Raw genomic sequence first — 8,527 nt, 5'->3', positions numbered from 1 at the left:
GAAGGAACACTAAATGGAATACTTGCTGGAACTTGCCGCGAGCCCCGCCGCCTGGGTCGCCCTGGCTACCTTGGTGGCGATGGAGATCGTGCTGGGTATCGATAACCTGATCTTCATCTCCATTCTCACCAACAAGCTGCCCGAGGCCTACCGCTCCAAGGCGCGACGCATCGGTATCAGCATGGCGCTGATCATGCGCCTGGCATTGCTCTCTACGGTGGCCTGGATCGTCCAGTTGACGGAGCCGGTGATCGAGGTGTTCGACCACGCCTTCTCCTGGAAGGACATGATCCTGATCGCCGGTGGCCTGTTCCTGTTGTGGAAGGCGACCAAGGAGATTCACGAAAGCGTCGACCCGCATGGTGCGAAGGAAGAGTCCAAGGCCGGCTCCACCGTAACCCTGGGCTTTGCTGCGGCCATCGGCCAGATCCTGCTGCTGGACATCGTCTTCTCGGTAGACAGCATCATCACTGCCGTGGGCATGACCGAGCACCTGCCGATCATGATCATCGCCGTGGTCAGTGCCGTGATCGTGATGCTGGTGGCCGCCGACCCGCTGGCCAAGTTCATCAACGACAACCCTACCGTGGTGATGCTGGCACTGGGCTTCCTGATCATGATTGGCATGACGCTGATCGCCGAAGGTTTCGGCGCCCACGTACCGAAAGGCTATGTGTACGCAGCGATGGCCTTCTCCACGGTGATCGAGATTCTCAACATCATGGTTCGCCGGGCACGCCTGAAGCGCGAGGCGGCGCAAGGCTGACACCAGGCTGAGGTAAAAGAGAAGGGGCTACCAGGCAGCCCCTTGTTCTTTTGCGGATCAGGTCAATGTGCCCCGGCGTGCCGGCGGGTGCGATGCAGCGGGTGCGGCTTGGGCGTGGTGGCCGCTTGGGTGTGATGCGGTCGGGCATGGCGTCGTGCGATGCGCAGTACCCCCCAGAGCATGGCGGTGGCGACGCTCAACCACATCGCGACCAGCATGAAGATTGCCATTGTCAGGCTCATGTGCGTGCCTCCTTCTCTCGGGACAGCTGTGGGCTGTTCCCTCCAGACACTTACTTAGTCTAGCCGCAGGCGTGTGACGTTCCATTGACCGAAGGTCTATTGTTTGCGTCGTTTCGTTACAAGCTCGAAGCGGGCTATACCCGCGCCGCGCAGGCGCCTATGATCGGAGCCCAGTGCCGGGCGCTGTCTGCCGGGCGTCGAAACAAGCGAGTGTCCATGTCGCAGCATTTCTTCACCTCCCTGAGCCCGCGCCGCCTGCTAGCGGTCTGCCTGGTGGCCGCCAGCCTTGCCGGTTGCGCCGGTTCTCCACCGGCGGCGCTCGACAAACTGCCGCAGCGGGTCGAGATCAGCAGCGTGCCGTTCTATCGTGGCAATGCCAACTTGAGCGGCTCCATGGCCCTGGCCGCCGTGCTTTCGCAGCAGGGCGCGCCGATCACGCCTGGCCTGCTGGACAAATCACTGAACCTGCCGCAGGGCGCGGCGTCGCTGGAGACCGGCATTCCCCGGGTCGCCCGCGAGTACGGGATGGTGGTCTATCCGCTGGACAAGCGCCTGGATGCCTTGCTCACCCAGGTGGCCGCCGGTCATCCAGTACTGTTGCGTTATCACGACGGCTCGGCGCTCTGGGGCGAGCCACGCTATGCGGTGTTGATTGGCTACGACCGTTACAAGCAGCGGGTGTTGCTGCGCTCAGGGATGGCCCGGCGGCATCTGCTGGATTTCGACACCTTCGAGAGCGCCTGGGCCAAGGAGGGGAGTTGGGCTGTGCTGGTACAACCGCCGCAGCGCCTGCCGGCCCAGGTCGATCGCCAGCGCTGGCTGAAGGCCGCCGACGAGCTGGCGCGCGATGGCCAGGAGATTGCCGCGAAGCAGGCGCTGCGCAGCCTAGGGCAGTAGTTGCTGGCGGTACTGATTCCACTTCGCGGGTAAACCCGCTCCCACAGGTGCACGTTTGTGGGAGCGGGGTTACCCGCGAAAAGAACAATACGGTGCTACATCAGAACCCCAGGCGATCCCGCAGGCTGTAGTACCACGCACCAATGGCGCTGAACGGTACGCGCAGCATCTGACCCCCCGGGAACGGGTAGTGTGGCAGGCCGGCGAAGGCGTCGAACCGCTCGGCCTGGCCACGCAGGGCTTCGGCCAGTACCTTGCCCGCCAGGTGGGTGTAGGTCACGCCATGGCCCGAGCAACCCTGGGAGTAGTAGATGTTGTCGCCGATACGACCGACCTGCGGCAGGCGCGACAGGGTCAGCAGGAAGTTGCCGGTCCAGGCGTAGTCGATCTTCACGTCCTTGAGCTGAGGGAAGGCCTTGAGCATCTTCGGACGAATGATCGCCTCGATGTTCGCCGGATCGCGTGCACCGTAGACCACACCGCCGCCGAAGATCAGGCGTTTGTCGCTGGTCAGGCGGTAGTAGTCGAGCAGGTAGTTGCAGTCTTCGACGCAGTAGTCCTGTGGCAGTAGAGTGCGGGCCAGTTCATCGCCCAGTGGCTCGGTGGTGATCACCTGGGTGCCGCAGGGCATGGACTTGGCGGCCAGTTCCGGCACCAGGTTGCCCAGGTAGGCGTTGCCCGCGACGATGATGAATTTGGCGCGCACTTTGCCTTGTGGGGTATGTACCACAGGGTTGGCGCCACGCTCGATGCGTACGGCAGGCGTCTGCTCATAGATGACGCCGCCCAGCGACTCGACCGCAGCGGCCTCGCCCAAGGCAAGGTTCAGCGGATGGATATGGCCCCCACTCATGTCGAGCATGCCGCCTACATAGCTGTCGCAGGCCACCACTTCACGGATGCGCTTCTGGTCCATGAGCTCCAGCTGGGTGTGGCCGAAGCGTTCCCACAGGCGCTTTTGCGACTCCAGGTGGCCCATCTGCTTGCTGGTCAGGGCCGCGAATACGCCGCCGTCTTTCAGGTCGCACTGGATGTTGTACTTGGCCACGCGCTCACGGATGATGCGTCCGCCTTCGAAGGCCATCTCGCCCAGCAGTTGTGCCTGCTTGGGGCCGACGGTGCGTTCGATGACGTCAATGTCGCGGCTGTAGCTGTTGACGATCTGCCCGCCATTGCGGCCCGATGCACCGAAGCCGACCTTGGCGGCTTCGACGACGGCCACCTTGAAGCCGTTCTCCAGCAGGAACAGCGCGCTCGACAGGCCGGTGTAGCCGGCACCGATGATGCATACATCGGTCTCCACCTCGCCCTGCAGCGCCGGACGTGGCGGCACCGGGTTGGCCGAGGCGGCGTAGTAGGACTGGGGGTAGGGGGTGTTAGCCATGCTCGGAAAACCTCGTGTTTTATATTTTTAACGAATGTACCGATGCTATCAATAATAATAAACACCCGCTAGTCGTATGGTGAAAATCCTTTACAGGAGCGTTACTGCCACCCATGGGCGCAAACATTTTTAGAATCAGTAGGTTAGCTCGAAAAAAACTGTTGACAGGGATTTTCTAGCGCGTAGAATGCACCCTCATCGACAGGCACATAGCTCAGTTGGTTAGAGCACCACCTTGACATGGTGGGGGTCGTTGGTTCGAGTCCAATTGTGCCTACCAAACGAAAGCCCCGGTTTCCGGGCACTTGAAGGGCGATCCTAGCGGGTCGCCCTTTTTGTTTTTGCAAAACTTTTGCAAAACTTTTGCAAAACCACCCACCTCTATCTGGTCTGTGCGGGCGATTGCCGTTCGTCAGATGGCCAGATCAGCCTTCACTTCGACGTACCGAATTTCCTTCGGTGCGTGTCCGTCTTGATACCGTTCTGTCATTTCTGCAGTAGCGTGTCCCATCAGCAACTGGACGTATTCAGTTGAAAAATTCTGCTGCTCGTAAAGCCAGGCGCCCAGTGCTCGGATCTCGTGGAAGGTCGGTCGTTCTTCGAGTTCCAGGTGGTCGTAGGCTTTCGCCGCGTCCCTGGCCCTCCTGAAGCTCTTGGACAGGTAATCCGGGGTGACCGCGGTCCAATGCTCTTTCGCCTCGATCTGGTCCTGCCGGCGTGCCTTCGGGCGGTAATGGATCAGAAGTGGCGAAATGACTGGCGATCGAAAGCACTCGTTCACCGTCTCGCGCAGCGCCTTACCCATGATGATCTGCAGGTGTATCGGCGTGTCGTAGTTGTCGGTCTTGCCGGGGGATACCTTGATGGTGTTCTTCATCAAGTCGACCGCCGACTTCTTCCAGGTCACGATATCCTCGCGCCGCTGCAAGCTTGTAAGGCCCAGCCTGATGGCGAGCGTAAGCCAGCTTGGCGTGGTGTCAGCGTTGAGGATCTTCTGCACGCCTTCCAGGGTGTGGCGCTGGCGCTTCTTCTTCGCTTCCTTCTTGAGCAGCGTCATATCGGCCGCATTGCGCTCCACCATGCCTTTGGCGATCGCGAAGGTCAGCAGGCTGACCAGCAGGCTGCGGTGCTTCGTGTAAGCGTTGTTGCTGAACTGATCCAGGTACTCGGCAGCAGCAAGAACGTCGAACTGGCCCACCAGCAGGTGCCCGATATCTGCCCGATAGCGCTTGAGCTTGTAGCCGATCTCGTCCAGCGACGAGCGCGCATAGCCGCGCTCTGGCAGCCATTCGGCTTCGAAGCGATCTATCAGGCTGCCGATAGTCGGTAGGCGGTCGCCGGTGATGGTGGCCAGCATTTCGCCGTTGTCGGTCATGAGAAAAGCCAGCTTGGCGTTGGCAGCCTTCGCCAGGCGAACCGCCTCCTCATACGGCTTGTTGATGCTGGTCATCTTCCCGGTGATCGGGTTCTTATAACGCCAGTATTTCCCGTTCGGGTAAAGGTTTGGCGGAAGCTTCCTGTTCTTCGGGCTGCGCGGTCGTGGTGCCATTTCAAATATCCAGCATCTGAGCCAAGAGCGGGTCGCTCGATCCAATTACTGCGGCCTGCAGGTCGACGAAGTACATGCCGCCGCGGACTTCGCCACCCAGTTCTCCGTCATCAATCCATTTTTTCAGCTGCTGCAAGCTCGGTTTTCCGCCGGCGTATCGCAGCTTTCGGTACTCTCCCACCTCCATGAGCCTTGGCAGACTGGCGGTGATCTGAGCTATGACTTTAGCCATGGTTGAGCCTCAGTTGTCACTGTGATTCGACGCCTGATGCGCCAGGTTCCGGTTGTCGCGCTTATCTGCCGCGCTAGCCGCGGCCAAAGTTGCCAGCTCCATCACCAGGGCCTCGGTGCGTCCGTAGAACTTCCCTGCGTCCTCGTTCACGAAGCGCTCGAGTACAGTGGCCACCGCCGCCTGATTGGCCAGGCCGCGCAGATCCGGCGCGTCGGTCGATGGCGCGTGCACGAAAGCCTCCTGGCTGATCAGCAGCGTGCGCACCGGGCGAATGCCCTTGCACTTGGTTGCCCAGTTGGTAGCCGGCACGCACCAAGGGAGCATGTGCAGGCACCAGGAGCTGCCGGAGGTGTTCTGCGTGCTGGACCAGTATTCCGCCTTGGTAAAGGCCTGCGTTGGCCCGCCTTCACGTTGCATGGTCCAGTACCGGCCCCAGTCTTCCAGTTGCAGCAGGTTGGCCCGCATGACCTGCAGTTGCTCGATGCTCGGCAGGTGCCAGCCCCGCTGGCCAGGATGGTCATGCCCAGGACCTTACGGGCGATTGCGCTGCCGGATTCGGCCATGGCCAGGGTGTTGGCGTAATCGTCGTGGCGGCACTGGGTGCCCTTAACGGTGATCCTTGGGCCTGACTGGTCCTGCCACTGTGCCTGGCTCTCGAACCCGCGCCCGGAGTCGATGACCGCGTGCTCGGCTCCGGCGAAGAACAGGCGCCCGGCGTAGAAGCCACCGCCCAGAGGCTGGCCGATGGCGGGGAGGGCAGCCGGGTTGATTGCTCGGTGCTTGATCATGGCAGCATCCGAAAATGGTCGGCCAGCACCCGGCGACCGTCCAGGCCGCAAGCCGTGGACAGGTCGAGCACTTGGCCAAAGGTGGTTTGACGGTGCTGCAGGGCATCCCACAGCAGCAGGAGCAGGCCGGCCTGAGTCATGGCTGCTGGTCCTGCACCACCTGCTGCTCCAAGGCTTCCAGGCGCAGGGCGGTATCGATCTCCTGATCCAGTTCTTCGCCGGATAGCCAGTTATCGCCGCGCACCACCAGCAGGTCTTCGTCGGGATCTTCGATTCGCTCTCGGTCACGCAACCACCGGTACCGGCGAGCATCGGCCACCAGCTTGACGTGGTCGTCGATGTTGAACCCCGGCGCATCCTGGGCGGTGCCTTCGGCAACCCGGCGGTGATGGATCTCCTCGCGGTCAACGATCACACCACGCGGCGCCTCGATCCCCAGGCGGACCTGGCAGCCGTTAACCTGGGCCACGCTGACCCGGATGTTGCCGCCGATGATGACGGCCTTACCGATGTTGCGGCTGAGCATAAGCATGTGAATCTCCTTGCTTTGGGCAAGCCGAGGGCCTGCCGCGATTGATGGCATTCGCAAAAATCAGGTGGATCAGTTCAGGTAGGCAGCGTCACGCCACCGCCAGGCCGCACTCAGCGCGCCGGGTAGCAACACGGGTTTCGATCTTGCGCTCGCCGCCGTTGCCGCCGCGGCGTATGCGAAGCATCTGCTCTTCCGACACTGCCGCTTGGCCAACGAAAACGACGCACATGATCAGAGAGAGCTTCCTGGCTATCCCTCGGCAAAAGAGTTCGGTTGGTACGGCTGAACGGCTACTCACCCCGAGTTTGAAGAAGATGCGCTCGATCGACTTCTTCACGGTGGCCGGGGAGCAAGCAAGCTCCCGAGCGATCTCTTTATTTGCCAGTCCGCAGCAGATGCCTAGGGCCGCTTTGAGCTCCTGCGCAGCGAGTAGGCCGACGTCACCTTGGATACCTCTGAAGCTAACCATGTTGTTCATCGGGTACGTCCATGTCTGAAGGAATGCATAAAAATATAAGCATACTAATAATTATATGCAAGGGTTTCCCTCGTTTTTTTATCAACCGACTGATTTTTAGCGAATGGGGGTACAAAAATGCCCGGAAGACCGGGCGTTAGGCTTATGTTGATGCGAGGCTAAAAGAGGGTGACACCCCAGAAGACTCGGCCAACGATTCTGATTTTTTGATCCTCAAGTTCTGATGGTGTGTAGGTCTCATCCGGATACTCAGCGGTATTGAAGCTCCGAACTCGTATGCCTCCCCCAGGGAGGCGGTAGACAGTCTTGACTCTGATTTGGCCGTCATGGTCAATGGCGTAGATCTTGCCGTCTCGGATCAAGGTTTCGCGCATATCAACCAGCACAGAGCTACCATCTTGCAGCACTGGCGACATTGAGTTCCCTGTTACCGCGATAGCCACGACACTCTTGGCATCGACAGCATTCCGGCGAAGTACATCGTCACTGACCTGGAGGGAGGCAGTAATGCTGAACTCGAGCTTAGTTCGCCCGGGGCGCGCTGGGTCGTCCATCTCAATCAGGTACGGAATCACTTCTGAAGCAGTGCTTTCAGAAGGGCTTAGCCTACTGGCCGCCTGCACTGCCTCGATCCTCTCGCGTAGCGCTAAGTTGGCTTCGCCATCCTCGTGCGTCTCTCCATGGAAGATTTCGTCGAGGGTAGAGCGGATCAAGTTTGATCCGTCTTCAGGCTTGAGCATCTCCCCGTCTCCAAAAGCCAGCCACAGGCTATTCACCCCGCATGCCTGGGCTATCTGCATGATGTAGGCCGACCTCAGTGTCTTTCCGGATTCGAGTTGACTCACCGCGGTCTGAGCAATGCCCACGATCTCGGCCAGCTCTGATTGGGTAAGGCGCGCATGCTTGCGGGCCGCTTTGATTCGTTGGGATAGGTTCATCCGTCAATCCTAGAAGGCTCCTTATGTGCTTGCAAAGAAGCTTGCTTCTGTCCATGATATCAATTGACTTATTATTGGCTTGGAATCATGGCGAGCTCAATCAAAGAACTGATAAAGCATTTCGGCACACAAGCGCAGACCGCGACAGCTATGGGCGTATCTCAGGCAACCGTGTCGTACTGGCTGTCCGGAGCGCTGAGTATCAGTGCTGAAAAAGCGCTTCTTGCTGAGACTGCTACGGAAGGAGCTGTCTCAGCTGCTTCTCTCTGCCACCTGATTGCTCAGGTCGAAGCTCGCTACAAGGTAGGTGAATCATCCGCCAAAACCTCCCCTGTGGCACCTGGGCCTGTTGGCTCTGTATGCACATCCAGTATCACGAAGGAAGCTGTATGAATCCTCAGCTGGGTTTACCACCTTACGCAAACCGGTTGGCTCGTAGACCATCGAGCACAGGCACTAATGCCCAATTCACAACCGGAGCAGTGAGTAACTCGCACGAGTTGAGTGGCGGCGGCCGGCGGTTTTGTGGATTCTCATTGCAAGCAGGCCCTATTCCGGGCCTTCCAATGGCAAGCAGTCGCCGTTTGAATAACCCGAAACCTAATACGAGCGCAGGTTGCGCTTTCAGAGGAGCGTGATATGCGCGCGCAAACATCTATTCGCCAAGCCCGCCCAGGGTAGGCCATGACCCTCTCGGATGAGGGGGTTGCATATTTTTTGT

Annotated in this window: 11 protein-coding genes, 1 tRNA gene and 1 pseudogene; 4 read left to right on the top strand and 9 right to left on the bottom strand. The window is 59.8% G+C overall.

The annotated features are described in order from the left end of the window. Positions 1–13 precede the first annotated feature (13 nt). Positions 14–766 (top strand): TerC family protein, encoded by a 753-nt coding sequence (locus tag VA602_RS03880; RefSeq protein ID WP_054892071.1) that lies wholly within the window; start codon positions 14–16, stop codon positions 764–766. 62 nt (positions 767–828) lie between these two features. Here VA602_RS03880 and VA602_RS03875 read toward each other — a convergent pair whose 3' ends face one another. Continuing rightward, positions 829–1,008 carry a hypothetical protein gene (locus VA602_RS03875; protein ID WP_323452534.1) on the bottom strand — a complete coding sequence of 60 codons (180 nt, stop codon included), beginning with the start codon at positions 1,006–1,008 and terminating at the stop codon, positions 829–831. Between the two features lie 159 nt (positions 1,009–1,167). On the opposite strand from VA602_RS03875, the gene VA602_RS03870 reads away from it, so the two are divergent. Further along, the gene (locus tag VA602_RS03870; RefSeq protein ID WP_323452588.1) at positions 1,168–1,905 is read left to right on the top strand and encodes a peptidase C39 family protein; all 738 of its coding nucleotides are present in this window, start codon (positions 1,168–1,170) and stop codon (positions 1,903–1,905) included. 100 nt (positions 1,906–2,005) lie between these two features. On the opposite strand, the gene VA602_RS03865 is transcribed toward VA602_RS03870, so the two are convergent. Beyond that, positions 2,006–3,289, bottom strand: a complete 1,284-nt coding sequence (locus VA602_RS03865; RefSeq protein WP_054892068.1) for an NAD(P)/FAD-dependent oxidoreductase — start codon at positions 3,287–3,289, stop codon at positions 2,006–2,008. A 203-nt stretch (positions 3,290–3,492) separates the two neighbouring features. Between VA602_RS03865 and VA602_RS03860 the strand changes: the two genes are divergently transcribed. After that, positions 3,493–3,569: transfer RNA gene (locus VA602_RS03860), tRNA-Val, on the top strand. 132 nt (positions 3,570–3,701) lie between these two features. Here VA602_RS03860 and VA602_RS03855 read toward each other — a convergent pair. The 7 genes and pseudogenes from VA602_RS03855 to VA602_RS03825 form a co-directional block, all read right to left on the bottom strand. Next, positions 3,702–4,838 carry a tyrosine-type recombinase/integrase gene (locus VA602_RS03855; protein WP_323452533.1) on the bottom strand — a complete coding sequence of 379 codons (1,137 nt, stop codon included), beginning with the start codon at positions 4,836–4,838 and terminating at the stop codon, positions 3,702–3,704. 1 nt (position 4,839) lies between these two features. Then, complete coding sequence (locus VA602_RS03850; protein ID WP_323452532.1) at positions 4,840–5,070, bottom strand: hypothetical protein; 231 nt, start codon at positions 5,068–5,070, stop codon at positions 4,840–4,842. Between the two features lie 9 nt (positions 5,071–5,079). Beyond that, positions 5,080–5,858, bottom strand: a pseudogene (locus VA602_RS03845) (hypothetical protein). Beyond that, positions 5,855–5,998: a hypothetical protein gene (locus VA602_RS03840; protein ID WP_323452531.1), complete on the bottom strand. Its 144-nt coding sequence runs from the start codon at positions 5,996–5,998 to the stop codon at positions 5,855–5,857. The pseudogene VA602_RS03845 and the gene VA602_RS03840 overlap by 4 nt, the downstream one beginning before the upstream one ends. Next, positions 5,995–6,390 (bottom strand): carbon storage regulator, encoded by a 396-nt coding sequence (locus VA602_RS03835; RefSeq protein ID WP_281868630.1) that lies wholly within the window; start codon positions 6,388–6,390, stop codon positions 5,995–5,997. Before VA602_RS03835 ends, VA602_RS03840 begins: the two co-directional genes overlap by 4 nt. Before the next feature lie 88 nt (positions 6,391–6,478). Further along, positions 6,479–6,868, bottom strand: a complete 390-nt coding sequence (locus VA602_RS03830) for a response regulator transcription factor (RefSeq protein WP_323452530.1) — start codon at positions 6,866–6,868, stop codon at positions 6,479–6,481. Between the two features lie 158 nt (positions 6,869–7,026). Continuing rightward, positions 7,027–7,806 (bottom strand): XRE family transcriptional regulator, encoded by a 780-nt coding sequence (locus tag VA602_RS03825; protein ID WP_323452529.1) that lies wholly within the window; start codon positions 7,804–7,806, stop codon positions 7,027–7,029. 87 nt (positions 7,807–7,893) lie between these two features. Between VA602_RS03825 and VA602_RS03820 the strand changes: the two genes are divergently transcribed. After that, on the top strand, positions 7,894–8,199 hold the full coding sequence (locus VA602_RS03820; RefSeq protein WP_323452587.1) for a transcriptional regulator: 306 nt from the start codon (positions 7,894–7,896) through the stop codon (positions 8,197–8,199). Positions 8,200–8,527 lie beyond the last annotated feature (328 nt).

The organism is Pseudomonas machongensis, from assembly GCF_034961125.1.
GTDB classification, from domain to species: domain Bacteria; phylum Pseudomonadota; class Gammaproteobacteria; order Pseudomonadales; family Pseudomonadaceae; genus Aquipseudomonas; species Aquipseudomonas machongensis.
Note: the sequence above shows the minus strand (reverse complement) of the source record. Positions and strands in the feature narration are given on the sequence as shown.

Excerpts from the sequence above, each read along its gene's own strand:
- VA602_RS03870 (WP_323452588.1), top strand. The coding sequence starts at position 1,168 with ATGATCGGAGCCCAGTGCCGGGCGCTGTCTGCCGGGCGTCGAAACAAG.
- VA602_RS03850 (WP_323452532.1), bottom strand. The coding sequence starts at position 5,070 with ATGGCTAAAGTCATAGCTCAGATCACCGCCAGTCTGCCAAGGCTCATG.
- VA602_RS03825 (WP_323452529.1), bottom strand. The coding sequence starts at position 7,806 with ATGAACCTATCCCAACGAATCAAAGCGGCCCGCAAGCATGCGCGCCTT.
- VA602_RS03840 (WP_323452531.1), bottom strand. The coding sequence starts at position 5,998 with ATGACTCAGGCCGGCCTGCTCCTGCTGCTGTGGGATGCCCTGCAGCAC.
- VA602_RS03830 (WP_323452530.1), bottom strand. The coding sequence starts at position 6,868 with ATGAACAACATGGTTAGCTTCAGAGGTATCCAAGGTGACGTCGGCCTA.
- VA602_RS03880 (WP_054892071.1), top strand. The coding sequence starts at position 14 with ATGGAATACTTGCTGGAACTTGCCGCGAGCCCCGCCGCCTGGGTCGCC.
- VA602_RS03865 (WP_054892068.1), bottom strand. The coding sequence starts at position 3,289 with ATGGCTAACACCCCCTACCCCCAGTCCTACTACGCCGCCTCGGCCAAC.
- VA602_RS03820 (WP_323452587.1), top strand. The coding sequence starts at position 7,894 with ATGGCGAGCTCAATCAAAGAACTGATAAAGCATTTCGGCACACAAGCG.
- VA602_RS03835 (WP_281868630.1), bottom strand. The coding sequence starts at position 6,390 with ATGCTTATGCTCAGCCGCAACATCGGTAAGGCCGTCATCATCGGCGGC.
- VA602_RS03875 (WP_323452534.1), bottom strand. The coding sequence starts at position 1,008 with ATGAGCCTGACAATGGCAATCTTCATGCTGGTCGCGATGTGGTTGAGC.
- VA602_RS03855 (WP_323452533.1), bottom strand. The coding sequence starts at position 4,838 with ATGGCACCACGACCGCGCAGCCCGAAGAACAGGAAGCTTCCGCCAAAC.